This is a genomic window from Bacillus sp. FSL L8-0199 (assembly GCF_038005705.1).
Lineage (GTDB): Bacteria > Bacillota > Bacilli > Bacillales > Bacillaceae_G > Bacillus_A > Bacillus_A cereus.
On the sequence record NZ_JBBOTS010000001.1, the window covers coordinates 5,206,504 to 5,233,058 of the forward strand.

The following is a 26,555-nucleotide window of genomic DNA, read 5'->3' on the forward strand; positions in this document are numbered from 1 at the left end:
CACCACTTAACAATCCAGTTTATAGCCAACGCCATAAATTGTCTTAATATATTCTCCGCTCGTCCCAAGCTTCTTGCGAAGTCTCTGCACCATAATATCAACCGCTCTCGTATTTCCGATATACTCAAATCCCCATACTTTCTCAAGCAACTCATCCCTCATAAACACACGCTGCGGATTTGAAACAAATAACTGACATAAATTAAACTCTCGGTACGTTAACTGAATCTCTTGTCCACTCACATGTACCTTTCTTTCCTTAGGACAAATCACGATCTCTCCAGCCTCAATTACTTCATGACTTACAGCGGTCTCCGTCTTCTTTACACGCCGCGCCATATTCTTAACCCGAAGAATAAGCTCCGCATAATTAAACGGCTTCGTCACATAATCATCAGCACCAAGCTGCAAGCCAAGCAACTTATCATTCATCTGACTCTTTGCCGTTAACATCAGCACCGGAATATCCCTATCCCTCTCACGGAACAAACGAAGCAACTCATACCCATCCGTATCCGGAAGCATAACATCCAAAATCAATACATCCGGCCCTTCATTCCATCGCTCTAAAGCTTCTCTCCCATCAGCCGCTGCCAATACTTCATAACCTTCCATTTCCAACTGCATCCGAATCAAATTACGAATACTCGATTCATCATCAACCACAAGTATTTTCATCATTCTCCTCCTTCCACCACGTATTATAGTACAGTTTAGTATAGCAAAAATCCTATAAAAAAAGAGAGGGTATTGTCGAACATATTTTGTCGACGATACCCTCTCCCCTTTTATTATTTAGCTACAAAATAATCCGTTACATATTGTGCCCAAACTTCATGACCTTTAGCAGTTGGGAAACCAAACTCTTCTTTTAAATATGGTAGGATAGCCTTTGTTGATGCATCAGGCCATGCTCCCCAATGATCAATATATGTATAATTATTTTGCGTTGCAAATTGTTTTAATGCTTCAATCGCTTTCGGATAATTTTTCGCACCATACACTGGATTTGATGGTTGAATCATAATTGTAGCACCCTTTGCACTAGTAAAAAGTGCTTGAACGAACTTCTGTGTATTTGCGACAGAGTTTCCATTACCAGTTTTACCGTTATCAGTAATAAATGGTGGCTCAAATAAAATCACATCTGGATTCTCTTTCGCAATCTCTTTATCACGCTTATTCGCGATTAACTCTTCTGTGCTTTCACCCTTATATTCCTTTACAGTCACATTCCATAAACCTTTACCGTAAGCATTTTCTAAATTAGCCGTTAACTTAGCTGCCCAAGCACCTTTTTCAGATGAAGAAGCTTCATCACCAACAATAATAAGGTTTACTGCCTTTTTATCCTGGGCAGCTTTCTTTAACTTCTCTTTCACTGCATCTGGCAAGTTCTTCGCATATGCTTCGTTAAAAGATGACTTCGCATCTTGTTTTTTCTCTTCTTTTTTCTCTTCTTTCTTTGCTCCGCTATCTTTCACTTCAGCCTTTGTTTTCGTTACTTCACTCGTTTGTCCTGTTGCATTTGCAATCTTCTTATTCCAGTACAATTTACCGCTCACAATCGAAGCAACAAACAATACAAAAACAACAAGGACAAGTACTGCTTTCTTATTCATCGATTCACCTCATCTATTAATCTCACAATATATAATACTAATATAAATCCAAGCAAAAATAAACCCAACTCCTTCCAAAGGAGTTGGGTTATTACATATTATTTAGTCACTTCAAGATGTGCTCTTAACTTATTCGTTATATCTTGTTTCGCTGCATCCGGAACATAGTAATACCAAATACCATCAGCGGCTTTGTGGCCGTCGCCTGGGATTTGGATTTCTTCACTGTTTTGCATACAATCTTTATAGTTCTTTTGAATATCAAACATTTGGTCTTGTGTTAAACTTGTTTTAACGTTTTTCTCAATTGCTTTTAATACATCACCGTAACTTGCCAGAGAAGATACGCTTGCACCCTTCTTAATTACAGCCTGAATAACTTGACGTTGGCGCATTTGACGGCCAAAGTCACCGCGTGGATCCGCATAACGCATACGAGAATATACTAAAGCTTTTTTCCCATCTAAATGTAAATCCCCTTTTGGATAATCAAAACCGTCCATTTTAAAGCTCATATCGTTATTAATATCCACACCACCAACAGCATCTACAATATCCCTGAATCCTTCCATATTTACCTCAATATAATGATCAACTGGAATATCGAGGAAATTCTCGACTGTTTTCACTGCCATATCGATTCCGCCGAATGCATAGGCATGATTTATTTTATCTTTCTTGCCCTTTCCAACAATTTCTGTATAAGAATCACGCGGAATACTAATAATTTTCATTGAATTAGATTTAGGATTTAATGTAAATAACATTAGAGAATCTGAGCGACCTTGATCTTCCCCACGTTGATCGACACCCATTAATAAAATTGAAATAGGTTTTCTATCAGCAATATCTACCTTTCCATCCCTTTTATCTGATTTTTCACGGTCCAATGGTTTATGCACTGCATTTAATGTATTAGATACATTTGAATAAACAGTATATGCATAGATCCCTGTGCCAACTAGGATAACGCCTATAATACTTAAAGCCCAAAGAAATATTTTTTTCTTCAAGATATTCGCCTCTTCCTTTAAATGTATTTCCTATTTAATATAGTACTTAATGAGTTAAACCATCCACTAGTTTTTGATATTCTTCAATAATTTTTCTATTCATAATATTACTAGTAAACTTTTCTTCATATATATTCCTGCCCCGTTTTCCCATTTCTTTCAATTCTATTTTATCAAGGTTTAATAATATATCTACTAAATCATTGGGTTTTTCTAAATCAAATATGTATCCATTAACTTCTTGGTTAATCAATTCCGGTAATGCCCCCCTATTACTTACTATAACAGGTTTTCTATTTTTCATTGCTTCAATCGCAACCAAACCAAAACCCTCCCAACGTGAAGGCATTATAACCGCATCCATATCAGAATAATAACTATCTAATAATTTATTGTCGATCCAGCCTAAATTTATAACATTTTGAGGAAATTGAAATTCAGCCTGACTTACAACAGGTTCACCAATAATATATAATTTAATCTTTGGTAAATTATTATTTTTAAAAATATCTATTAAAATATCTAGACCTTTTTGCTTATCGAATCTTCCAACAAAGAGTAAATTTATACAATCTTTTTCTATTTCTAATGATACCCTTTTATCATTACTCCTATCAGAAATCCCATTATATATAATTGTAGATTTATTTTTAGGCAAATGATATTTAAGTGAGTTTGTGTACTCATCTAGAGAAATATTAACTATAGTATCGGTTTTAAGAGCTAACACTCTCTCTATTAAGGAGTATACTCTTTTTTTTAGCTGAGAGGTGTCCATTAAAAATGACCAGCCATGCGAACAATAAACAATTTTCACATTTTTTCTCTTAATAAAATAAAGTAATCTAACATATAGGCCCGCAAATGAACTATGCACGTGAATAATATCTGGTTTTATCAAATTTATATACGCATTAATTTCCTTTATAGCTTTTATTATATATTTTGGGCTCCTTTTATAAGAATAGCCGTATATATTCTCAGAATTAATATTCTTCAATTCCCCCGAGTGTAAATCCCCATAGAGTAAAAAAACGTCATCAATGTTTTCACACTGTTCTTGATATTCTATTACCTCCTGAAGATATGTAGCAATTCCTCCCTTTACATATTCAGCTATATGTAAAACTTTCATTTAATCCACTCCTAAAATTATTAAATCTAGAAGCTACTTTAAAACCCTTTCTTGTACACCCTCCATATAAAAGTTAGCAATATATAATTTATATACAAAGAATAGTAGTTTCAAACTAAACTTAGCTTCATTCTTTATAATACGCTTAAAAACAAAATTACAATTTTTAACTAAAAATTGTATACAATATTTTTTATACTTTGGAACAGTATCTCTAGCTTTTAATGGCTCTAAATATTTAAAGTTGCCAAAGAAGTTAATTATTTCGGGATGTTTTTCTAATAATATAGGCATATTATATTGGGCTAAATTTTTTATTCGTTTACAATATACTTTTAAACTTATCCTCTCATCAAAGTGATGTACATCCCCATCCTGCTCTATTAAACTAATCTCATAATCATTTTTAAATAATCTATAACCAAACTCGATATCTTCCGATCCCCAATACTTAAAATCTTCATCAAATCCTTGCGATTCTCTTAAATTTTCCATACGGATACTTAAATTAGCCGTAGTTACATATACAAATTCCAACTTTGTTGTATTTTCTCCATATCTTAATCTAATATTTTCTCTTTGTTCTCTAAATTGATCAAATGAATTATTAGATTTACTAGGGAAATAAATTGCCCCTATTCCTAATCCCTTCTTATTACTCATATGAAATTCAACATGTCTATTAATAAATTGATTGGTAATAGGTACACAATCTGAATCCAACATTATAACTAATTCATTTGAACTATTTTCAATTGCCTTATTTCTAGTCTTACTTCGACCGCTATTTTTATTATTGACAAATAATTTTATATTTTCGTAGTTATCAACAAACCCCTGAATTACACTAACACTTTCATCAGTAGATGCATCGTCAACTAAAATAATCTCATACTTATTTTTATCATAATCTTGCTCAATTAAAGAATTAAGCACTTGTCCAATTATACTCTCAGAATTAAAAACCGGTATCACAATACTTACAGATAACATTTAAGATATTCCACTCCTTTTGAAACTATACTAAGGCATACCATTTAAATGAGGTTTGTTATTTTGGTAATTCCAATCTATAAAAGCAAAGAATAACCAAATCTCATACTTAATTTCTAAATTTATAAAACTAAATACTGATATAAGAACAAAAATTAAGCAAAATCTCAGCATTTTATCATTTTTTGTTATTTGATTAGCCACTTTAGAAGAATAGAAGAAGTACAGTAAAGCTCCTATTCCCCCCTGTACTAACCAGTTAAAAAAGCTAGATTTAATAGCTAATCCTTTGGTTGTACCCGTTAATCTTTGCAATTCATCTAAATTAGGTGAAACATTAAATAGTGTAACAAATATCTCTCTTAATAATTCAATTATCCCCTGAATACTCTCTACTAATAAAACAATATAAACACCTGTACCCACACCAAAAGGGTTTGTAACAAATACTTTTATTGCTACCATAAATAAACCTAGTCTTGTAGAAACTGATGTATATTTCTCAATATCACTCATAAGAGAAGAATAAAAATCATCCTTTAAAATCATAAAAACTAAAGCGGTACAGCATAGTAACAAGAAGCTGAAAATAATATTTTTTACACTAATTCTAAATATATTAATAAAGTTAAATGCAAAAAAGATTAGACTTACTACAAAAACGATAAAAAAGCCTTTTGAACCAGTGAGGAATACATAAGCAAGTAATGAAATTATTATAGTTATCGTATACAATCTAACTTTAAAATTATTAAAAAGTTTTTTCGCTAAATATAAAGTAAGAATACTATATATAAGATAAATTGTTCCAGTCCAACTACTCTCCACTGTTAATAATCTAATTCTATAGTAGGGCTCATCTGATGAATGAAGCCACATCCACGCACTTGGCATACTAAAATACTCTAAGGCCATAATAATATTTAATATCATTAAATTAACAAAAAATGCTCTAAAAATAACCTTAGTCTTAATTATCGAAAACAACAAATAACAATGCCTATAAAAAAGAAATATTATTATGAAATACATTTGCCCTTTTACAAATTTCAAGAAAATGTCTTCATTTAAGTATACATATACCCCTTTTAAAGAGTATATAAAAACATATATAAGCCCAACACAAAATACATAGATAATATACATAAACAAATATTTTTGCAGTTTAGTTATATTTATTTTCTTACACTTAATATTTAATATTTCTCCTATAATAAAGAAAGGCAATAATAAAAAGATAGGGGAGCGACCTATCTCCCCTATCTTATTAACTAAGAAAAAATCCTGATACGTTACTAAAAATAATAGTAATGTTAGATATATAAAACTAAAAAATCTTAAGATCAACATAATCCCAGCCTTTTAAATAGAACTTATTTACACAACTTCTCAATGAATTCAGTGACCCTCTTACAATTTTCATCAGTGTATTTATTAAAATCTTGTAATTTTTTATATTCGTTATTCCTATTAAAATATTCTTGACTCAAAGCAAGTTTTAATAGTTCATCCCAATTATTAACTTTTGGATATTCAGAAAGTAAATCATCGTAATCATAATAAAAATCTTTAAAGTTTCTTTTATATTCATGATAATCAAAAGGCGCAAAAATTATATCCCTTTTTGTTAAATAAAAATCAAAGAATACACTCGAATAATCCGTTATTAAAATATCAGTAAATGTTAATAGTGGATATGGATCAGCCTCTTCGTAGACAACTATATTATCATATCCTATTAATTTATCTTTTATAATACCCAGTTCTATAAAATGTGGTTTGATAATTAATATGCTATTCTCCTGCCGCAATCGTTGATTAACCTTAAATGCATCAAACCCATAATCATCCAATAAATTGACTATATTTTTGTTAGTTCCATGTCTATGTGTAGGCAACCAACTAATCACTTTTTCATAATTGGATAATTCATGTAAAAAAACTTTATTATTTGTATACTTCTCGTTAAGTAACTCTGGATGTAATAATATATCATTTCTAGGTTGTCCTAAAGGTATAACCTTACTCTTTTCTAACTTAAATGCCGTACTAAAATTATTAATTAAACATTCCGCAGATACGACTATATAATCCGTTCGCATATAAAATAAATATGGAAAAATGAAATAAAATATTGATTTTAATCCATTTTTCAGAGGCGAATTCAATTCTGCATCTCTATCAAACCCTAATTTTTTCAATGGTGTTCCATGCCATAACTGAATTATTTCTTTTCCACCATGTAATGGTGGGAACATATCATTAATTTGATGTGATAAAATTAAATATTTAGCTCGTAATAAAATATATAGCCCCTTAAACGTATACAGATACAAAAAATTATTAGCATTCTTTTCCTTGCATAATTCCTTGTTTTTAGTCAACCAATAATATTGAAATTTAGGTTTATTTTGGTCAAGGTACAAGAATAGATATTTAGGATTATCTGCAAAATGCTTCCCTAGGGATCCGCCTATTACAACTAAATCCTTCTTTTTTGGAAAAATCATTGATAATAAATATATAGGAGATAGTAATATATATACTAACGTCAGTAGTTTAGTTTGCATGTTATACCCCAATTCTTTTACTTTTGTGATTTTTAAGTATTATTTTTCTAACTCCATAATACCTAATTGATAATATAACTAGCTGTGTTACTATTAAAATGCTTGCAACTACATAAATATTTCCTAACTGTATTAATAATAATAGTAATACAATATGAACTATTGATCCGGCTAATACACTATAATTGGGGTATGTAGAATTCCCAAATGCCGCCAATAATGGATAACCAATCAGCATGCTAGGAATAGAAATAAAACAACTTACTAACATAATATTAAATAATGTTACACTAACCTGATAATTTGCTCCGAAAATAACACCAATAGCTTGCTCACTAATTATGAAGGCCACTAAGCATCCTACAATACCTAGAATCATTACAATTTTAAATATTTTATTAAATAATTTTAAATCCCTAGTTTTTGCCATAAAAGGATAAATAGCATCCACTACTGTCGATATGATAATAGAAATAACATTAATTAATTTTTCTGCAATTGCATAATAACCAGCAGCTGTTTTCCCTAAAAAGATCCCTATCAAAAATGTATTTGTTGTCGTATAAAGACTTACTGATGCCCTTGATACAAAGAATTGAGCACTATCTTTCAATGCCAATATCAATTCATCTTTTTGGGGTAATTGAAGACGCATATTAAACTTCCTTAGTGCCACAGATATACCTAATACCCCCGAAATTATAAAGCCTATTGAATTTAGAATTGGAACAATATATAAATCCTCTGAATCCTTAACAAGGATAAAAGTACACAAAGTAAAAATTAATTTTGAAATAACATTTAATAAAGTAGAGTACTGCATTACCTCTAAACCTTGGAATAACCATAGCGGAAATAGTGCATTACCAATTACAATACCAAAGTTATATAGATAAACATACCAGTATTCACTAAAACTATGGTTTAACATTACTATGCTGACCAATATAACAAAAGAAATTATAACCAATATTAGCTTTATAATTAAAACCGAATTAAATATTTGCTTTAACTTCTCTGGATTTTCTCTGTTTATAGATACCTGTCTTGTTGCGGATAAATTAAAACCAAAATCCGTAAGAATAACAAAATATTGTATAAGAGACTGAGCAAATACAATTAGGCCAAAACCCTCTGGTTGTAGTACTCTACTTAAGTAAGGAAGACTAATTAATGGCAAAAGTAAATTAGCCATTTGCATTAAGAATAAGAAAATAAAATTCTTAGTTAATTTATTTTTCATATTTTACCATACTCTCGCATTATTAATTTATAGATTGTAATTCTACTTTGATTTTTGTAGTCGATACCCCTTCAGTCCTTGGTAAATACACAACTTCACAGTATTCTTTTAAAAAATCAAATTCGCCCTTCCAATCATCACCCATAACAAATGTATCTATATTATGATTCATTACATCTATTTTTTTCTGCTCCCAATTCTCTTCTGGTATTACTTCATCTACATATTTAATTGATTCCAGCATTAATCTTCTTTTATCATATGAGAAATAAGATTTCTTACCTTTTAACTCATTAAACTGATCTGTAGATATCGCTACAATTAGGTAATCCCCTAGCGCTTTTGCTCTTCTAAGTATATTTATATGCCCATAGTGCAATAAATCAAAGGTACCATAGGTAATCACTTTTCTTTTCATCTTTTAAACAAAACTCCTTTATTCCATAATTTTAAAAACTTGTTCTTACTAAAATAGCAATCTTTTAAAATGCATCTTTTGAACCTAATAAAACCTTTACAGTTCTTAACAAAATCTTAACATCAAAAATAAAATTTCTGTTTATAATATAATATAAGTCTAGTTCAACCATTTGTTTAAAACTTAAATTACTTCTTCCACTTACCTGCCATAAACCTGTACATCCAGGTGTTACCATAAGTCGTTGTTTATCATAAACAGTGTATTCTTTAACCTCTCGTAATAAAGGTGGTCTTGGGCCAACAAGGCTCATCTCTCCCTTTAATACATTAATAAGTTGCGGAAGCTCATCTATACTGGTTTTTCTTATAAATCCACCTATTTTTGTAATTCTTGGATCTTCTTTCATTTTAAACATTGCACCAGAGACTTCATTTTGACTTAATAAGTCTTTTAATTTTTCTTCTGCATTAACTACCATAGATCTAAATTTATACATCTGGAATTCTTGCCCGTCTTTACCTACTCTAACCTGTTTAAATATTATAGGGCCTTTAGGATCCTCAATCTTCATGATTATTGCTACAATACAAAAAATTGGAGCTAATATTATCAATCCTATAAGTGAACCAATAATATCCATAAATCTTTTAATTATTAAATATCCTCTTTTAGAATTTACTTGATCTGGATTGATTTCTTGAAATTTTTCTTCCACCAGATTTCCATTATATATTTTTGCCGAATCCAAGTCTCTTCACCTCGCCCTTATATATGTACATTCTCTTTCTTTATAATTTCATTCATATATTTAATTAATTCTATTTTTAATTCTTCATTTTGTAGTGCCATTTCAATCGTCGTCTTAATAAATCCAAACTTCTCCCCAACATCGTAACGCGTACCCTCAAAGTCATAAGCAAATACACGTTGAACTTCATTTAATCGTTGAATTGCATCTGTTAACTGAATTTCCCCACCAGCACCTGTCTGTTGATTTTCAAGAAACATAAAGATTTCTGGCGTTAATACGTAACGTCCCATAATCGCTAAATTTGACGGTGCAGTTCCTTGAGTTGGCTTCTCTACAAATTGACGTACTTGATAACGGCGATCGCTTTGTTCAATCGGATCGATAATACCATAACGATGTGTTTCTTTTTCTGGCACTGTTTGTACACCAATAACCGACGACTGTATACCTTCATATTGATCCATTAATTGACGCAAACATGGCGTTTCTGCTTGAACAATATCATCACCAAGTAATACTGCAAATGGTTCATTTCCAATAAACTTACGTGCACACCATACTGCGTGTCCCAGTCCTTTTGGTTCCTTTTGTCTTATGTAATGAATATTAATTTTTGAAGAAGCTTGTACTTTTTCTAGCATCTCATACTTCCCTTTTTCTAGTAAGCTTTGCTCTAATTCAAAGGAATGATCAAAATGATCTTCAATAGCACGTTTACCTTTTCCAGTAACAATAATAATATCTTCAATTCCTGATTCTATCGCTTCTTCTACTATGTATTGAATTGTCGGTTTATCAACGATAGGTAACATTTCTTTCGGCATTGCTTTCGTTGCTGGTAAAAACCTTGTCCCCAGTCCAGCAGCTGGAATAATTGCTTTCCTTACTTTTTTCAAATCTAGTACCCCCAAAAATAAATTATTATATCTATATGTAACAATAACAAAAACCCTACCTATAAAGTCATAGTTATAACTCCATAGGTAGAGTTTCTATTACAAATAAATTATGGGCATCTAACCCACCCTCACGTCATACTCCCGACGACAAGCGTCTAAGGTAGGTTCGAAATAAAAATTTCTACCCACAGCACGACCGAGTGCCCCCATTGATAACGGTTAGGAGACATCACCAATTTTTATTTAAAAAATACCGAACAATTTTTTACGACGAATGTGTTCTGGATCTTCTTTGTAAATTGCCTTCCCGCTAATTAATAAGTACGGATTTTCTTTCAAATCACTCATAACATTCATTCCGAATTCTTTCTCAATTAGTTCATAGCTTTCCGCTAAATGAAATCCTCTTGACGTTGTGTTATGTGCATCTGAAGCGACCATATGTGTTAAATTATGTTCTACAAGCTGTAGTGAGAATTTTTTAATTTTCTTGCCAAATTTCCCAAGCAAACTACCTGCTGTCACTTGTGTTAATACACCTTTATTTACAAGGTTATATAGCTTATCTGGCCGCTCGATTAACTCGGCATTACGTTCTGGATGAACAATAATTGGAATCATTCCCTTTACACGTAATTCGTATAATAATTGTTCGGCATAACGAGGTACATGATTCGATGGAAATTCAATGAATATATATTTATTTGTTTCATTTAAAGTAACGATTTTACCAGCTTCATAGTCTTCTAATAAATCGCCATATAACCTGACCTCTTGCCCAGGTAAAATAGTAAGTGGAATATTATGTTGTTGTAGTTCATCATTTAATTGTTTTACGTGATGAATAATTGAGGTACGTTCATTTACATATTTTCCATTTTGATGGTGCGGCGTTGCGACAATTGTATGTATTCCTTCTGAAACAGCTTTTTGTGCCATCGCTAAACTATCTGTTACTGTCTGTGCACCGTCATCAATACCAGGTAAAATGTGACAATGTAAATCTATCATTTGTTTCATCCTCCCTCTCTCCTATAAAGATCTTTTTTCCTTTGAATATGAGATATATCTCATATTCAAAGGAAAAAAGGAGATATGTTTTTACCATATCTCACTTTAAAATTAGTTTGCACCGTAGTAGTAGTATAGGCCTTGTTCACGTTCACGGTCGTTTAGAACGACGCCTAACAATTTACCTTTTGCAGACTCCAATAATCCTTTTGCTTTTACCGCTGTTTCTTTCTCTGTTGATTCACTACGAACAACAAGAATAGAAGCATCACATACATTTGCCATAATTTGTGCGTCGGTAACAGCTAAAATTGGTGGCATATCAAAAATAACTAGATCATACATGCTGTATGCTTGTCCAAGAAGCTCTTTCATTGATTTCGAACCTAACAATTCGGCCGGATTTGGTGGGATTGGGCCACAAGCTAAAAAGTGCAGATTGTCTACAGATGTCGTTTGTACACACTTCTCTAAACGTTCACTATGTGTTAATACGTTCGTTAATCCGAAAATATTATCTACTTGGAACATTTGATGCATTGCTGGTTTACGCATATCCGCATCAATTAATAATACTTTTTTTCCTTGTTGAGCAAACACAACTGCCATATTCGCTGTCGTTGTCGTTTTTCCTTCACTTGGGTTTGCAGACGTGACCATTAATGAATGTAAATTCGTATCAATAGCTGCAAATTCAATATTCGTTCGAATATTACGATATTGTTCTGAAATTGGTGATTTCGGTTGTTGATGAGCAATTAATTGACGGCGTTGACGATGATTCTTTTTCTTTTTAAATAAATTAAGAGCCAATTGTTTGTCCCCTCACTTTTCTTGATGATGGAGCGTGTGATTTCACGTTCATTGTTTCTTCATCCATACGAGCTACAATTCCTAATACCGGTAAGCCAAGTAAGTTTTCTACATCTTCTTCTTTTTTCACCGTGTTATCTAAGTATTCTAGTAAGAATGCAAGACCAACTGAAGCCATTAAACCAACAACGAAAGCAATTGCTACATTAAGCATAGGAGCTGGTTTAATCGGAGATTGATTTTCTGCAACTTCTGCTTTAGATAATACTGTTACGTTATCAACGCTCATAATTTTCGCAACTTCACCTTTGAACACATCTGCAGTCGCATTCGCAATATCACGAGCTATTTTAGGGTCTTTATCCTCAGCTGTTACAGAGATTACTTGCGAATCCTTTTCATTCGCAACATTAACTTTTTTCGTTAACTCTTGCGCTGTCATATTTAAATTTAATTTTTCATTCACTTGTTCTAAGATTACTGGACTTTTAATAATAACCTTATATGTATTCGTTAATTGAATATTTGATTGAATTTCCCCCAACTGAATTGCTGCACCCTCTTGCTTCTTCTGGTTAACAAGAATTTGCGTCGAAGATTGATAGATTGGTGTCATAAAGAAAAAGCTAATGATAGCACTTGCAATAGCTGTACCAAATGCGATTACGAGGATTATTGCTAAACGTTTTTTTAAGATATGAAATAACTCTTTTAGACTAATTGTTTCTTCCATAGGTTCCTCCAACTTTCTAAAATTTACACATAGGAAAAATTATAACATATAAATCTTACATTTTTTATTTTTAATAATTCAGTTCTATATTTGTTCACAAGAAACAAGTTTAATCTTACAAAATAATCTTAAATATGACAACACATTCCAATGATTTCCCAAAAATTTTATCATATCATGCTTTTTACACTGTATAACTTGATAAATAATTTTCAGAAAACAAAAAAAGCCAACAAAAATTTTGTTGGCTTTTTATATTTTAGTAATAACCATACTGCTCTTTTTCTTCTCTTTTATCGTTTAAAACGACTCCAAGTAGTTTGCCTGATGCTTTATCTAATATTTGTTTCGCTTTTACGATTTTATCTTTTTCCGTCTTTTCACTTCGTACAACGAGTACGATTCCATCACATTTATTCGCTAGTATTTGCGCATCCGTAACCGCAAGGACAGGTGGTGTGTCAATTAATATAATATCAAACATGTTATATGCTTCTAGCAACGCCTCGTCCATTGCCCGGCTCCCTAATAGTTCTGCTGGGTTTGGCGGGATTGGACCTGCTGCCATTAAGTATACGTTCTCTATATCTGTTTTTTGAATGCATTGCATAAGTTTTGCTTGTCCTGATAATAAGTTCGTTAACCCATTTGAACTATGAATGGCAAATAAGTTTTGTATCGTTGGCTTACGCAAGTCAGCTCCAATTAATAAAACTTTCTTTCCTTGTTGTCCGAAAACAACTGCTAAGTTTGCGATTGTTGTTGTTTTCCCATCACCTGGATCGGCTGAAGTAACAATAATAGAACGAACATGATTATCTACAGATGTAAACTCAATGTTTGTACGAATGTTGCGGTATTGTTCTGTAATACGCGATTTAGGCTCTTTATGTGTAATTAATTGTCGTAATGGTTTTCTTTTCTTTCTCCCGAACATATTCATAATCTCCTTTTGTGAAATGCGACATTTCCCTTTTCTCTCTTTTATGCTCGATTTCATACGTCTAATTAATATTTTTGCTGATTTCCCCATATCTCATCATAATCAATAACATTCTACTTTGTCTTACTTAAGTACCTTAACAATATGACAATGCCTTTATTTCTTTATTACCTTTATCACTTATCCTGTTTTCTAAATAAATAATAAAGTAAGTATATGGTAATTACCATCTATTTACAAGATATTTTCTGATTAGTTTGTATATTATCTTTTCATCGTTATATAGCAGTAAACAAAAAATCCCCTTGTCTTTTTCACAAGGAGATTTTTTAGTACTATCTATTCTTTTTTATCACCAATTGCAAATGTAATTTCTGCCTCACATGCAACTTCACCATCTACTGTTGCAATTGCTTTTCCTTTTCCAATTGGACCGCGTACGCGTGTCATTTCTACTTCTAGACGAAGCTGATCACCTGGGCGTACTTGTTTTTTGAAACGGCAATTGTCGATACCTGCAAAGAAAGCAAGTCTTCCGCGGTTTTCTTCTTTCTTTAATACTGCAACTGCTCCGACTTGTGCTAATGCTTCTACAATAAGTACACCAGGCATAACTGCATAGTCAGGGAAGTGTCCGTTAAAAAATTCTTCGTTTGCGGATACATTTTTAATCCCAACCGCTCTTTTGCCTTCATCTACTTCTAATATTTTATCAACAAGTAAAAATGGATAGCGGTGAGGAATGATTTCTTTAATTTGTTCTATATTTAGCATGTAACAATCGCCCCTTTTGTAATATTGGTCTTACCACTTGGACATATTGCTATTATCCCATTTTGTTTATTGTTTGTCATTACAAAGTAACATTTTATATTTAGCACAACTTCCTAAAAAAAATGCACACACTCTATTCCATTAAAATAGTTGCACATTTTTGCAACTGACACGGAGGTGGAAAAGAGTGTATGCCCAAATTAGGGAAAGGCAATATGTATTGAAACATTATTTGCCTTAATGTCGTATTCGACTCATTATATTATAAACGTTTTCAATTAAGGAAATATTAAATTTAACCATATATATGAATATTTTACCTGTTTCCTTCATATTTCTCTATTTTCCTTCCATTTTCGCAAAAAAACAAAATAAAAAAATATAAAAACAAAAAAAAGAACTAAGGCGTCAGCCTTAGTTCTTTCAAATTATCTCAAAGCACGCTTTGGTAATCTGTCGATATTCTCTAACATAATACCTGTACCAACCGCAACGCAGTGCATTGGGTTTTCAGCAATTAATACTGGTACTTTTAGTTCTTCTGCTAGAAGCATGTCGATACCGTGTAGTAAAGCTCCACCGCCTGTTAGAATAACACCGCGGTCGATGATATCTGCAGATAATTCTGGTGGTGTGCGCTCTAATACGCCTTTTGCAGCTTGTACAATAACAGCTGCATTTTCTTTTAATGCTTCTGTAATTTCTTCAGAGCATACTGTAATTGTACGTGGTAAGCCTGTTACCATGTCACGTCCGCGAATTTCAAGTTCTTCGCTACGTGCACCTGGGAATACTGTACCAACTTTAATTTTAATATCTTCTGAAGTACGTTCTCCGATTAATAGCTTATACTTACGTTTAATATAGTTTAAGATCTCCATATCAAACTTATCGCCAGCCATTTTGATAGAGGAAGAGGTAACAATATCACCCATAGATAGTACAGCGATATCTGTTGTACCTCCACCAATATCAACAACCATGTTACCGCTTGGTTGGAAGATTTCCATACCAGCACCCACTGCGGCTACTTTTGGTTCTTCTTCTAAAAATACTGTTTTACCACCTGAACGTTCAGCAGCTTCACGAATTGCTTTTTGTTCTACCGATGTAATATTTGTTGGACAACAAATTAAAATACGAGGTTTTGAAAAGAAGCTCTTTACGTCCAATTTGTTAATGAAATACTTTAACATTGCTTCTGTAATTTCGAAATCTGCGATTACACCATCTTTAAGTGGACGAATTGCTACAATATTACCAGGCGTACGTCCCACCATACTTCTCGCTTCTTCACCTACTGCTAATACTTTACCACTATTACGATCAATCGCCACAACAGATGGCTCATTTAATACAATACCCTTACCTTTAACATGAATTAATACGTTAGCCGTACCTAGGTCAATTCCGATATCTCGCGCAAACATTCCCGTTTTTTCCTCCTCGATATTCAAAATCAGGTTACACCCGAATTCTTTTCACCTAATTTCTGATTTTATCATAAATTTAACAGAAACGTAATATTCGCAAAAAGAATTCTTCTGAAAAATATTACCGAATGTGAACGGAATGTTTGCTACTGTAACATTATTGACGTACAGGCTTCTCTACATCTTCTTTTCTATACTTTTGTTTTGTTGCTTCTCCCCCTCTTAAATGACGAATAGACTTATGATAATCAAGAATTTCTTTCACTTCATTTGCGAGCTCTGGATTAATTTCTGGTAGACGTTCTGTTAAATCTTTATGGACTGTACTCTTTGATACCCCAAATTCCTTTGCAATGACACGCACTGTCTTTCTTGTCTCCACGATATACTTACCAATCTTGATAGTTCTCTCTTTGATGTAATCGTGCACACCACTCGCCTCCCTAATTTGGATGTGAGAAGGGTGAAATGAGCCTCGCTGCATACGACTAAGAAGTAAGTGTGAGTGCTGTTTGTAAGCGTTAAACATTCTTGGATTTATAATGAAATAATTCACGATTTCTCACCTCAAACACTCTCTTTGCTTTGGTTTATACCATTGTATTGCCCGCACTACTGATATATGCTACATGTTCACTATTTTTGCGGACTAAGTTAAGAAAAATTACGTTTTTTTGTGAGAAATACGTTAAAACTGACTATTATAGCGAAAAAAAATGACACCTTGTATAAAAGGTGTCATTCTTCTCGTTCCAATTCTTCTTCTAACAATTGATGGTGGGGAACCTCTTTCTTACCGGCAATGTAATAATATAAAGTGAATAAAACAAACAATAAAATAATAGCAGTCGACAGAACAAACAAAAATGACACAGTATCCCCTCCCTTTTGTAATATATATTCGAGAATCTCGTCATTTTTCCTTGTTATTGCAACTTTTTTCTCGAAATTGAGTATTTTTATATAGAAATAAAAAAATCAGCTCTCCTAGTGAGAACTGATTTTTTCACTTTCTTATTCTTGTGAAGAAGAATCGTTAGATGATTCTGTAGAACCATTTGTTGATTTTTCTTCTTTCTTCGGTTCTTCTTTTTTGTCACTAGTTGAACCGCTTGTTGACTTCTCTTCTTTTTGAGATTTGTCTTCTGTTTTACTTTCTGGTTTCGTGCTCGTTGACTTCTCTTCTTTTTGAGATTTGTCATCAGCTTTTTTACCAGAAGCATTCGTAGCCTTTGCAGCACCTGCATCAGCTTTAATTTCTGCTACTGATTTATTTAAGTAACGTTCAGGGTTCACAGCCACATTATCTTTACGTACTTCAAAGTGAACGTGAGAGCCTGCCTCTTTATTCATTGCACTTAGACCGGATGTTCCTAATACTTCACCTTGTGCAACTCTTGCACCTTTTTCTACTTTCACACTGCCTAAGCTTTGATAAGATACCGCTACACCATTTCCACTATCAACTGTTACAACATAACCAAGAAGTGAATCTTTTTCAGCTTTCGTTACTGTACCACTTAAAGCAGCAGCAACATTGAATTCTTTTCCATTCTTCGCAGCAATGTCAATTCCTTTGTTTGGGGAATATGTGTTGTTATAAAAAACAAGTGCTTTTTCTTGTTCCGCCTCAGTTGCTGCATCTTCATAGAATTTCTTCTGTACGACTACTTCCGCATTCGCGGCAGCTGGCATTTTCACTACTTCTGAAGATTTCGTTACTGGTACTGCTGGATCTTCCGATTGTGTATACGGTGTTGCTTGATCATGGTTCGGAGTCTTCTTCGGATTAGCTCCTTGGAACCATAGCGCAACCATTAAGATTACCGCTGCACAAGCAATGTATAGTGCCGGAAACACCCATCTTTTTTGAAATAAATGTACTACCTTTTGCGACTTTTTATTATTTCTTCCTCGCATTCCATCATCACCTCAGCAATCATTTTGAACAATATTCACGCATCCTATACAACGTATAACTAATTACTTTTCGACAAAATCTGTAAAAATATGTATGAGAATTGCAAAATTTCCGAGGAAATGATAGAAAAAAGAAAAAACTGAGCACTTTTGGCTCAGTTTTTAGTCTAATTGTTTCTTTTTGTACACAATAATACAAAGAATGATAAGGCATATAGTCCAAATTGTATTGTTTAAAATATGTTCTTGAATCGCAATAAACCCTTCTCCCTTTATAACTTTTTGCAATGCCTCCATAACATGATTTGTCGGAAGAAGATTAACTACTTTTATAATAAATTCATTCTTAACCATTTCTTGTAGCATCGGCCCCATTATGAATATTATAAAAATCGGAAGCCCCAATATAGATGTTTGTGCTATATTTTGGGATAGTAAGCCAACTATAGTACCTAAAACGACACATAACAATGTTCCTATTAAAATAATAATAACTAGCATACCAATATTTCCTTTAAAAGTATCTAAAATCACTAAACTAATAAAACTAGATGCTAGTACAAAAAATACAGTTAATACACTTTTCCCTAAAATAACTTCTATTGGACTTGCTGGAGACAACATCAATACTCGTAACGTGTGTTTTTCCTTCTCCTCTGCAATAATAATTGCTTGCACATAACTTCCCACCATGGTAATCGTCATTACAATAATAAAACCTGCAAAGAACTCTTTTATAGAATCCATATTACTATAGAATACAGCAAGTAGAATAGGCAATAGCGCCATTAATATAACTTGTGAGTTTTTACCTGCATCATTTATTTCTTTTCTTACAATAGCCGAAAACCGTTTCATTGAAAATGTCATTATAATCCCCTCCCAGTAACTTCAATAAAGATATCGCCTAAAGTTGGTTCGTGTGAATGAATGGATAGTAATTCTCCTTTGTTCATCCATTCTGAAATACGTTTTGCGCCTAATTCATCTTTTTGCACTACTTCTTTTTGCTTATCTTTTAATACGACCTCTATTTGATCCTTAGCGTATTGTAAGCGCAGGTTCTCTGGCGTATCCAGCGCTACAATTTCTCCGCCACACAGGAAGGCAACGCGGTTACAAAGCGTTTCTGCTTCGTCCATGTTGTGAGTCGTTAAGAAAATCGTCGTTCCTTCTTTATTTAAGTCTTTTAAGATTTTATGAATGTTTTGTACGTTTACTGGATCAAGTGCAGATGTTGGTTCGTCTAAGAAGAGGATATCTGGTTTATGAAGGATTGCTCTTGCTAGTGTGACGCGTTGCTTCATTCCCTTTGATAATTTTTTTACTGGTGTTTTTTTATCATCTAATAAATTCACTTGTGCTAGTACTTCATCGATTCGTTCTTTTTTGCAATCGTATAAGTCACAAAATAATAATAAGTTATCATAAATGCTAAGTCTTTCATATAAGCCGCTGTTATCTGTTAAAATACCAATTCGTTTGTAATCGATGCTACTTGGTCCTGTAATATCTTTCCCTAATACTCTTACCGTTCCAACACTATGAAGCAATTGAGAAGTTAAAATTTTTACTGTTGTCGTCTTACCAGATCCACTCGGTCCGAGGAATCCGAATATCTCTCCTTGCTTCACCTCAATATTTACATTTCCAAGTGCCGTTTTTCCGTCGAAACTTTTCATTACATCTTTCATTTCAATTGCCAATGTCATTTCTTCATCTCCTTTGTTTTTCTTCTTTATAGATGAAAGTCGCTTTAGCGCTTTTCGTTTGTTTGTTTCGCTTTTCTTGACTCAATCATATGAAAAACAAAGGGTAGGCGCATTAAAATACCGGTAAAAGGAGTATTTTTACCGGTGAATGAATCGCATGTTGAGCTTATTGGAGCACTTTTATAGTCCAATAACACCTTTTAATTCATCCATGCGTCCTTTTGAAAGTGGAATTGAACTTTTTCTTTCGTCATCCAAAATTAAACTGAAACTGTTACGAGTCCATGTAATCACTTCTCGTACTCTTTGTAAATTTACAAGGTAAGAGCGATGACATCTAAAGAAACCAAAACCTGTTAATCTCGCTTCTAGTTCACTTAATGTTAATGCACATACGAAATCGCCTTCACGAACGTGAATATGCGTTACTCCGTTTTGCGTTTCAATGAAATGGATTTCCATCGGATCAAGTAAAATGATTTTATCGTTTACTTTCGCAGGTATTCTTTCTAACTTCATTTGCGGAATCATTTGAATGACTTTTTCTTCACCGACTTCTTCCACTTCCTCTTGCTCAATTTCTATCTTTTTCACACCATCGTTGTTTAATATGTATACGTCCTCTGTTAACGAAAGGGCATCTGATAGAAATGATGACGTAATAAAGATTGCCTTTCCTTGCTCTTTCATTTTCATAATCGCTTTTCGAATAATAACCGTACTCTCTATATCGACATTTTGCTCCGGTTCTTCCAAAATGATTAAATCCGGATTATGAATCATCATTCGTCCAATATGAAGACGACGCTTCTCTGAAAATGATAGTTTTTCTATTTTAACGTTTAACTTATCTAAGAGACCGACATATTGTACAACTTCTTCCGTACTCATATTCGATTCATAAAGCCCCATAAAAAAATTAAAGTATTCCTTCACCTTCAAACGATCATATGCCTCGTCTTTCAAAAAACAAAAACCGATGCGGGAATAATTTTTCTTTCCAATTGCTTCCCCTTCAAACAGTACGTTGCCAGTTGAAGCTTCTTCTTCACCAATAATAATACGGTGTAACACTTTAGCTGTATGATTATTGCATTGCAAAACAATACATTGTCCTTTTTCAACCTTTAGCTCAATTTCCGGTAACTGGTTCGCCTTCCCTAACTGTTTCAACTCCAGTAGCGCCATTTCGTCTCCCCCAAATGTCTTTTTATCCTATTATATCAAACAATTAATGGAAAATTATTCTATTTTACATAAAAAAATAGGCGCCAGAGTTCTGACACCTATTTCTTCACCATCAGTTTTCCTTCATAATCATTCATCGTCTTTATTTCAACGCCTTTATAGTAATGAGCGACGATATCTGTATATTTCTTTCCTTCCGCTGCCATGCCGTTCGCCCCGTATTGACTCATACCAACACCGTGACCGAACCCTTTCGTCGTAACGATGATTTTATCTCCTTGTTGTTTCCACGTGAAATCAGAAGAACGTAAATCTAACTTTTCACGAACTTCTTTTCCTGTTAATGTTTTTCCTTGAAAAGCTACATCCTTTACGCGCTTTCCTTCCGTAAGGTCTTTAATATTTCCAACCTTCCCGTCTGCTAGCACTTTCACACCGAGACGTTTTTGAAAATCAGCTACTGTAAATGTTTGCTCGCTCGTAAACTTTGGAGAGGCTTGATCCCACGGACTATCTACACTTTTCAAGTACGGATAATCATTTCCCCAATAGTCAGCTGCATTTTCTGTTCGGCCATTACTCGTTGAAAAGAAGGATGCTGAAATTGGTTTTCCATCATACGTTAAAACTTGTCCTGCTGTTTTCGAAACGGCTTCTTCGATTTTCTTCAAATTATTTTCGTAGTTATTGCCCCATTGCTTCTTCAATTCATCTTTGCCTTTGTACACTTGATCTTTCACCGTATCTGTCACGTCCGCATTATTTTTCTTTCCTCCGCTTAGCATACGTTGTACTACAAATGTTCTCGCTGCTAATGCCTGTGCCTTTAGTGCCTCTATTTCAAAACTGGCATTCATCTCAGAAGCTACTACACCTGTCACATACTCCTCCACTGGTAATGTTTCTACCTTCTTCTGTTTTTCGCGATATACAGCAACTTGAACAGCTGTATCTGCTTTTCCTGGAGCTGGTATGCTTTCTATCGCTGGAGGAGTTTTAGAGGCCGTTTCTTCCCCTACTTTTGCTTTCGCAAATGGAATAACAAGGGCTGCAGGTACAATGATAACGAGCGCTATTAAGAGCGCTACTGTAATAAAAAGTGGCTTTGAAAATTTCATCCTATTTTCCCCCAATATAAAAGCTTTACTCCATTCATTCTTATGGAACAACTCTTTTTTTTAGAACATACTTAAGGGGAAGAGTATAAAACAGAAATTTTCTAAATATTTTTACTGGTACGTGCATAAGTATAGAATTTATTGACTATAACAGTAATAACCCAAAAAAATAGCCCCTATGTCAAAAGACATAGAGACTATTTCAATTAAGCGTGAAGATCAGAAACTTCTTGTTCTTTCACTTCTTCTACTTTTTCGTTTACACGTTCAATAGTTGCACCTAATGCAGCTAATTTCTTATGGAAGTTTACATAGCCACGGTCAAGATGTTTTAACTCAGTTACACGAGTATAACCTTCTGATACTAAACCAGCTAAGATTAATGCAGCTGCAGCACGTAAGTCAGTTGCTGCTACTTCAGCACCTTGTAAACTGTTTGGACCGTTCATAATAACAGAACGACCTTCAATTTTAATATCAGCATTCATACGACGGAATTCTTCAACGTGCATAAAGCGGTTTTCGAATACCGTTTCTGTAATCATGCTTGTTCCATCAGCTTGTAGTAATAATGCCATCATTTGTGATTGCATGTCTGTTGGGAAACCTGGGTGAGGCATAGTTTTAATATCAACCGCTTTTAACTTATCTGGGCCGATAACACGTACACCTTCGTTTTCCTCAATGATTTTAACACCCATTTCTTCCATTTTCGCTGTAATTGAGCGTAAATGTTCAGGTACAGCATTTTCAATTAAGATGTCTCCACCAGTAATTGCTGCTGCAACCATGAATGTTCCCGCTTCAATACGGTCAGGAATAATAGAGTGGTTTGCACCATATAATTTATCAACGCCTTCGATACGAATCGTTCCAGTTCCAGCTCCGCGTACTTTCGCGCCCATCGCATTTAAGAAGTTAGCTAAGTCAACGATTTCTGGTTCTTTCGCTGCGTTTTCAAGAATTGTTGTCCCTTTTGCTAATGTAGCTGCAGACATAATGTTTTCTGTCGCGCCTACGCTTGGGAAGTCTAAGTAGATTTTAGCTCCTTTTAGTTCTCCCTCAACATATGCCTCAACAAAACCGTTACCAACCTGTACTTTAGCTCCCATTGCTTCGAAGCCTTTTAAATGTTGGTCAATTGGACGTGAACCAATTGCACATCCACCAGGAAGTGCAATACGAGCACGACCATTACGTGCTAATAATGGTCCCATTACTTGAACAGATGCACGCATTTTACGTACATATTCAAATGGTGCTTCAATGTTTAGTTCTTTAGAAGAATCGATTGTTACTTGATTATTTTCAAATACGACTTCAGCATTTAAATGACGTAATACCTCATTAATTGTGTATACATCAGACAAAACTGGTACTTCAGATAGTACATTCTTTCCATCACTCGCTAATAGGGCTGCAGCGATTATAGGTAATACAGCATTTTTTGCGCCCTCAACACGCACTGTGCCGTTTAACCGCTTTCCGCCACGGACGATGATCTTTTCCAAATTATTCCCCTCCGTGTCCTTTTTTCAGTATCTATTCACTCAATACTCAGAAGTTATGATCGGTGTGCCAACCACAATTGTATCTTTGTTGTCTGTAGAACGTATTGCTATTTGCACATTTATTTTCTCTCTATTTGTTGAAAGAGCGTCATCCCACTTTTTATTGTATGCGGAGACTGACACAAATGCTCTTTCTTCTACTTGTTCGATCGCTCTTGCTGAAAGATCTTTCAAAACCTGATTGGTTTTATTTTGCAAAACACCTTCAATCTTATCATTCAGTACACCTTGAACACAAGTGTAAATTATAGGTTTTTCACTAAAAATTTTATTCATGTTTTGAACATACTTCGGGTCCCATTTCGCCCCACTTACTTCAAAGATAATGAAAGTGTTTTCTTTAGTATTTTCTTTACTCCAAGTTACTACTACTCGTTCTTCATAAGAAGAAAGCTTTTTATAGGATGTAGCTTTATATCCATCTGGAGATTGCTCTACTTCCCACTTTTGAATATTTGCCTTTTCCTTCACATCGTTTAACAACTTTTGAAACGTATGTATGTTAGAAATTGTTTTTGTTTCTCTCGCTAACCATGACCATTTTTCTACTTTAGCATCATTTTTCTCTAAAGCCTTGATCATGCTCTCCATTTTCTGTTCATCGCTTATCGGTTTCATCTCTCTATATCCAACCAAAAATAAAACAACACTAAGTGCAACAATAAGAATGGCTTTAAGCTTCAATTTCATCCCCTCCTATCCCCATTGTTAACGGAGATTTGAGGTTCTATACACTTACTTTACTAAATACGTTAAACTCTTCGAATAGCCTAAATAATCAAGGAAAAAGTTACTTACAGATGTCCCAATTGCAATTGTAATTAAGATGAGTAATACTCGCGTCTGCAGCACTTTTCCGGACTTCATTAAACGCTCAATGTGAATGCCTTGTAAGGCCCACCACGTAATGGTAATAAACAATAAATGCGAAACAATGGCAATCAGTGCTTGTTGCCCTAAAAGTTGTGCCAAAAAATCGACCCCTTTTTACTCAGCTACTACTTATGAAAGAATATAAAAACGATACCATAATAAGTAGGAGCTACACTTTTTCAAATGCACATAGACATCTTACATTTTACATCGTGATTTTCTTTCCAAAAACGTATATCTACATTACAAGTTAACACAAAATAAAAAGCGCAGAGTACTGACTCCACACCTTTTATTTTCACTATTGTACCACGTTCCCTAAGAAGAAGAAATCTTTCATTAATGGAAAATATTCATAAAAGAAATTGTACCCAATCATCGGCATAATCCCTAGTATTACAATCGAAATTGCACAAAGACTCATAACAACCTTTATATTTAACGGTAACCGTATCCTCTCTTCTGTCTCTCCTGTGCGGAAAAACATTTGTTGTAAAATACGGAAATAATATACGAATGAAACAACTGTCGTACCCATCATAATCGAAGCTAGTACGTAATGTGCTGGCTCTACATGAAGCGCGCCTAAAAAGATGTTAATCTTTCCAATGAATCCAGCCGTTCCTGGTATCCCAGCCAGCGATAAAATAAAGATTGTCATCATAATCGCTGCAAATGGTGACCTTTTATATAAACCTGTGAAAATCGTTATATTTTCCTCATCATTTTGTAAGATTAAGCCGTGGATGATAGCAAATGCACCTATATTCATAAGCATGTATGCCAGCATATAAAACCACATGCTATCCATCGTAAATGGTGATAATGCCACAAGTGGAACGAGTAAATACCCTGCATGAGCAATGCCCGAATAAGCAAATAAACGCTTTATATTGTATTGTTTTAACGCGACTACATTCCCAACAATCATCGTAATACTTGCTAACACCGCGATATATATACTCATATGCCCATATAAAGATTGCATATCTCCTTGTATTAATACACTTGCAAAAACCATAAGGAACAAACGAATAATGAGCAGGAACCCAGCAATTTTAGAAATCGTTCCAAGAAAAGCAGTAACTGGTGTAGCCGCTCCTTCATACACATCAGGTGCCCACATATGAAACGGCACTGTGGCAATTTTAAATGAGAGACCAACTAGCAATAAAAGAAATGCGAGAGCTAACAATAACTGAATACCACTAGCGAGTTCCCCAGTGAGTACCTTTTGCATATCTACAATGTTAGTTGAACCTGTAATACCGTATAAATAACTCATTCCGAAGAGCGTAATCGCCGTTCCAATTCCTCCGCTAATGACGTATTTCATTGCCGCTTCATTTGATGCACGGCTCTTTTTTCGTATTCCTACTAAAATATAAGAAGAAAGTGAAAGTAACTCCAAACCAACGAAAAGGGTAATGAAATCAACACTAGAAGCCATGAACATTGCACCAAGAAGTGCCATTAAAAATAAGTAATAATATTCACCCTTATCTTCAATTGGATTCTTCTTATCATCGCTCATTGCGGTGCATAAAATGAGAGCTGAGGCACCTAATAGCAATGTTTTAAACCCTTTTGAAAATCCATCTAACACAAACGATCCGTTTAAAATATCTCCAGCTGGTTCGCTATATAGCGTAATTAATGACACGATTGCTAATACGATAGCAGCAATCGCACCAAGAGCTACATATCTATGATTCAGCTTAAAAAACAAATCACATATGGAAAGGAGGATGGCGGCGCCGAGAATAATAAATTCTGGCACCATTAGATGCCACGATAAGCTAAGTAACGTATTCATATC

At 33.9% G+C, this 26,555-nt stretch carries 28 protein-coding genes; all 28 read right to left on the minus strand.

From position 1 onward, the window contains the following. Positions 1–6: 6 nt before the first annotated feature. The 28 genes from NST86_RS26990 to nuoN all read right to left on the minus strand — a co-directional run bounded on the left by NST86_RS26990 (position 7) and on the right by nuoN (position 26,552). On the minus strand, positions 7–678 hold the full coding sequence (locus tag NST86_RS26990; protein ID WP_000699556.1) for a response regulator transcription factor: 672 nt from the start codon (positions 676–678) through the stop codon (positions 7–9). A 113-nt stretch (positions 679–791) separates the two neighbouring features. Then, positions 792–1,622 (minus strand): SGNH/GDSL hydrolase family protein, encoded by an 831-nt coding sequence (locus NST86_RS26995; RefSeq protein WP_227593289.1) that lies wholly within the window; start codon positions 1,620–1,622, stop codon positions 792–794. A gap of 98 nt (positions 1,623–1,720) precedes the next feature. Beyond that, positions 1,721–2,635, minus strand: a complete 915-nt coding sequence (tagU, locus tag NST86_RS27000; protein WP_000726750.1) for a polyisoprenyl-teichoic acid--peptidoglycan teichoic acid transferase TagU — start codon at positions 2,633–2,635, stop codon at positions 1,721–1,723. A gap of 46 nt (positions 2,636–2,681) precedes the next feature. Then, positions 2,682–3,770: a glycosyltransferase gene (locus tag NST86_RS27005; RefSeq protein ID WP_000865923.1), complete on the minus strand. Its 1,089-nt coding sequence runs from the start codon at positions 3,768–3,770 to the stop codon at positions 2,682–2,684. Positions 3,771–3,803: 33 nt separating this feature from the next. Then, complete coding sequence (locus NST86_RS27010) at positions 3,804–4,763, minus strand: glycosyltransferase (protein WP_000953928.1); 960 nt, start codon at positions 4,761–4,763, stop codon at positions 3,804–3,806. 30 nt (positions 4,764–4,793) lie between these two features. Further along, positions 4,794–6,113 (minus strand): O-antigen ligase family protein, encoded by a 1,320-nt coding sequence (locus tag NST86_RS27015; RefSeq protein ID WP_000906381.1) that lies wholly within the window; start codon positions 6,111–6,113, stop codon positions 4,794–4,796. Positions 6,114–6,136: 23 nt separating this feature from the next. Beyond that, positions 6,137–7,333 carry a CDP-glycerol glycerophosphotransferase family protein gene (locus NST86_RS27020; protein ID WP_001193615.1) on the minus strand — a complete coding sequence of 399 codons (1,197 nt, stop codon included), beginning with the start codon at positions 7,331–7,333 and terminating at the stop codon, positions 6,137–6,139. Between the two features lies 1 nt (position 7,334). Continuing rightward, a complete protein-coding gene (locus NST86_RS27025) occupies positions 7,335–8,576 on the minus strand; it encodes a flippase (protein WP_000791788.1) in 1,242 nt (413 codons plus the stop codon). Positions 8,577–8,598: 22 nt separating this feature from the next. Continuing rightward, positions 8,599–8,994 carry a glycerol-3-phosphate cytidylyltransferase gene (gene tagD, locus NST86_RS27030; RefSeq protein ID WP_000824290.1) on the minus strand — a complete coding sequence of 132 codons (396 nt, stop codon included), beginning with the start codon at positions 8,992–8,994 and terminating at the stop codon, positions 8,599–8,601. Positions 8,995–9,058: 64 nt separating this feature from the next. Then, positions 9,059–9,745, minus strand: coding sequence for a sugar transferase (locus NST86_RS27035; protein ID WP_000376470.1), 687 nt, complete (start codon positions 9,743–9,745; stop codon positions 9,059–9,061). Between the two features lie 17 nt (positions 9,746–9,762). Continuing rightward, positions 9,763–10,644: a UTP--glucose-1-phosphate uridylyltransferase GalU gene (gene galU, locus NST86_RS27040; protein WP_000757809.1), complete on the minus strand. Its 882-nt coding sequence runs from the start codon at positions 10,642–10,644 to the stop codon at positions 9,763–9,765. 246 nt (positions 10,645–10,890) lie between these two features. Beyond that, positions 10,891–11,658, minus strand: a complete 768-nt coding sequence (locus NST86_RS27045; RefSeq protein WP_002184075.1) for a tyrosine-protein phosphatase — start codon at positions 11,656–11,658, stop codon at positions 10,891–10,893. A 111-nt stretch (positions 11,659–11,769) separates the two neighbouring features. After that, on the minus strand, positions 11,770–12,471 hold the full coding sequence (locus NST86_RS27050; RefSeq protein WP_001207150.1) for a CpsD/CapB family tyrosine-protein kinase: 702 nt from the start codon (positions 12,469–12,471) through the stop codon (positions 11,770–11,772). Next, on the minus strand, positions 12,461–13,204 hold the full coding sequence (locus tag NST86_RS27055; protein ID WP_000393117.1) for a YveK family protein: 744 nt from the start codon (positions 13,202–13,204) through the stop codon (positions 12,461–12,463). Before NST86_RS27055 ends, NST86_RS27050 begins: the two co-directional genes overlap by 11 nt. 259 nt (positions 13,205–13,463) lie before the next feature. After that, complete coding sequence (locus NST86_RS27060) at positions 13,464–14,141, minus strand: CpsD/CapB family tyrosine-protein kinase (RefSeq protein ID WP_000467945.1); 678 nt, start codon at positions 14,139–14,141, stop codon at positions 13,464–13,466. A 345-nt stretch (positions 14,142–14,486) separates the two neighbouring features. Next, positions 14,487–14,921 (minus strand): 3-hydroxyacyl-ACP dehydratase FabZ, encoded by a 435-nt coding sequence (gene fabZ, locus NST86_RS27065; protein ID WP_000931959.1) that lies wholly within the window; start codon positions 14,919–14,921, stop codon positions 14,487–14,489. A gap of 428 nt (positions 14,922–15,349) precedes the next feature. Continuing rightward, entirely contained in the window at positions 15,350–16,351 is a 1,002-nt protein-coding gene (locus NST86_RS27070; RefSeq protein WP_000457978.1) for a rod shape-determining protein, read from the minus strand. A 160-nt stretch (positions 16,352–16,511) separates the two neighbouring features. Further along, positions 16,512–16,784 (minus strand): sporulation transcriptional regulator SpoIIID, encoded by a 273-nt coding sequence (gene spoIIID, locus NST86_RS27075; protein WP_000544012.1) that lies wholly within the window; start codon positions 16,782–16,784, stop codon positions 16,512–16,514. Between the two features lie 308 nt (positions 16,785–17,092). Further along, positions 17,093–17,227, minus strand: a complete 135-nt coding sequence (locus tag NST86_RS27080) for a hypothetical protein (RefSeq protein ID WP_000008903.1) — start codon at positions 17,225–17,227, stop codon at positions 17,093–17,095. A gap of 141 nt (positions 17,228–17,368) precedes the next feature. After that, complete coding sequence (locus tag NST86_RS27085) at positions 17,369–18,274, minus strand: M23 family metallopeptidase (RefSeq protein ID WP_098616143.1); 906 nt, start codon at positions 18,272–18,274, stop codon at positions 17,369–17,371. A 162-nt stretch (positions 18,275–18,436) separates the two neighbouring features. Next, entirely contained in the window at positions 18,437–19,144 is a 708-nt protein-coding gene (locus NST86_RS27090; RefSeq protein WP_137074370.1) for an ABC transporter permease, read from the minus strand. Beyond that, positions 19,144–19,986 (minus strand): ABC transporter ATP-binding protein, encoded by an 843-nt coding sequence (locus NST86_RS27095; RefSeq protein WP_000170822.1) that lies wholly within the window; start codon positions 19,984–19,986, stop codon positions 19,144–19,146. Before NST86_RS27095 ends, NST86_RS27090 begins: the two co-directional genes overlap by 1 nt. A gap of 180 nt (positions 19,987–20,166) precedes the next feature. Further along, positions 20,167–21,174 (minus strand): LytTR family transcriptional regulator DNA-binding domain-containing protein, encoded by a 1,008-nt coding sequence (locus NST86_RS27100; RefSeq protein ID WP_001185917.1) that lies wholly within the window; start codon positions 21,172–21,174, stop codon positions 20,167–20,169. 98 nt (positions 21,175–21,272) lie between these two features. After that, positions 21,273–22,292: a stage II sporulation protein D gene (spoIID, locus tag NST86_RS27105; RefSeq protein WP_000672648.1), complete on the minus strand. Its 1,020-nt coding sequence runs from the start codon at positions 22,290–22,292 to the stop codon at positions 21,273–21,275. Positions 22,293–22,498: 206 nt separating this feature from the next. Next, a complete protein-coding gene (gene murA / locus NST86_RS27110; RefSeq protein WP_000411274.1) occupies positions 22,499–23,803 on the minus strand; it encodes a UDP-N-acetylglucosamine 1-carboxyvinyltransferase in 1,305 nt (434 codons plus the stop codon). A gap of 39 nt (positions 23,804–23,842) precedes the next feature. Next, positions 23,843–24,547, minus strand: coding sequence for a YwmB family TATA-box binding protein (locus tag NST86_RS27115; RefSeq protein WP_000767916.1), 705 nt, complete (start codon positions 24,545–24,547; stop codon positions 23,843–23,845). Between the two features lie 51 nt (positions 24,548–24,598). Further along, entirely contained in the window at positions 24,599–24,835 is a 237-nt protein-coding gene (locus NST86_RS27120; protein WP_000057889.1) for a DUF1146 family protein, read from the minus strand. Between the two features lie 202 nt (positions 24,836–25,037). Continuing rightward, positions 25,038–26,552, minus strand: coding sequence for an NADH-quinone oxidoreductase subunit NuoN (gene nuoN, locus NST86_RS27125; protein WP_033668383.1), 1,515 nt, complete (start codon positions 26,550–26,552; stop codon positions 25,038–25,040). Between the last annotated feature and the right edge of the window lie 3 nt (positions 26,553–26,555).

Coding starts and splice junctions, on each gene's coding strand:
- NST86_RS26990 (WP_000699556.1), bottom strand. CDS start 678: ATGAAAATACTTGTGGTTGATGATGAATCGAGTATTCGTAATTTGATT.
- NST86_RS26995 (WP_227593289.1), bottom strand. CDS start 1,622: ATGAATAAGAAAGCAGTACTTGTCCTTGTTGTTTTTGTATTGTTTGTT.
- NST86_RS27005 (WP_000865923.1), bottom strand. CDS start 3,770: ATGAAAGTTTTACATATAGCTGAATATGTAAAGGGAGGAATTGCTACA.
- NST86_RS27010 (WP_000953928.1), bottom strand. CDS start 4,763: ATGTTATCTGTAAGTATTGTGATACCGGTTTTTAATTCTGAGAGTATA.
- NST86_RS27015 (WP_000906381.1), bottom strand. CDS start 6,113: ATGTTGATCTTAAGATTTTTTAGTTTTATATATCTAACATTACTATTA.
- NST86_RS27020 (WP_001193615.1), bottom strand. CDS start 7,333: ATGCAAACTAAACTACTGACGTTAGTATATATATTACTATCTCCTATA.
- NST86_RS27025 (WP_000791788.1), bottom strand. CDS start 8,576: ATGAAAAATAAATTAACTAAGAATTTTATTTTCTTATTCTTAATGCAA.
- tagD (WP_000824290.1), bottom strand. CDS start 8,994: ATGAAAAGAAAAGTGATTACCTATGGTACCTTTGATTTATTGCACTAT.
- NST86_RS27045 (WP_002184075.1), bottom strand. CDS start 11,658: ATGATAGATTTACATTGTCACATTTTACCTGGTATTGATGACGGTGCA.
- NST86_RS27055 (WP_000393117.1), bottom strand. CDS start 13,204: ATGGAAGAAACAATTAGTCTAAAAGAGTTATTTCATATCTTAAAAAAA.
- NST86_RS27060 (WP_000467945.1), bottom strand. CDS start 14,141: ATGTTCGGGAGAAAGAAAAGAAAACCATTACGACAATTAATTACACAT.
- fabZ (WP_000931959.1), bottom strand. CDS start 14,921: ATGCTAAATATAGAACAAATTAAAGAAATCATTCCTCACCGCTATCCA.
- NST86_RS27070 (WP_000457978.1), bottom strand. CDS start 16,351: ATGTTTGCGCGAGATATCGGAATTGACCTAGGTACGGCTAACGTATTA.
- NST86_RS27085 (WP_098616143.1), bottom strand. CDS start 18,274: ATGCGAGGAAGAAATAATAAAAAGTCGCAAAAGGTAGTACATTTATTT.
- NST86_RS27090 (WP_137074370.1), bottom strand. CDS start 19,144: ATGACATTTTCAATGAAACGGTTTTCGGCTATTGTAAGAAAAGAAATA.
- NST86_RS27095 (WP_000170822.1), bottom strand. CDS start 19,986: ATGACATTGGCAATTGAAATGAAAGATGTAATGAAAAGTTTCGACGGA.
- NST86_RS27100 (WP_001185917.1), bottom strand. CDS start 21,174: ATGGCGCTACTGGAGTTGAAACAGTTAGGGAAGGCGAACCAGTTACCG.
- spoIID (WP_000672648.1), bottom strand. CDS start 22,292: ATGAAATTTTCAAAGCCACTTTTTATTACAGTAGCGCTCTTAATAGCG.
- nuoN (WP_033668383.1), bottom strand. CDS start 26,552: ATGAATACGTTACTTAGCTTATCGTGGCATCTAATGGTGCCAGAATTT.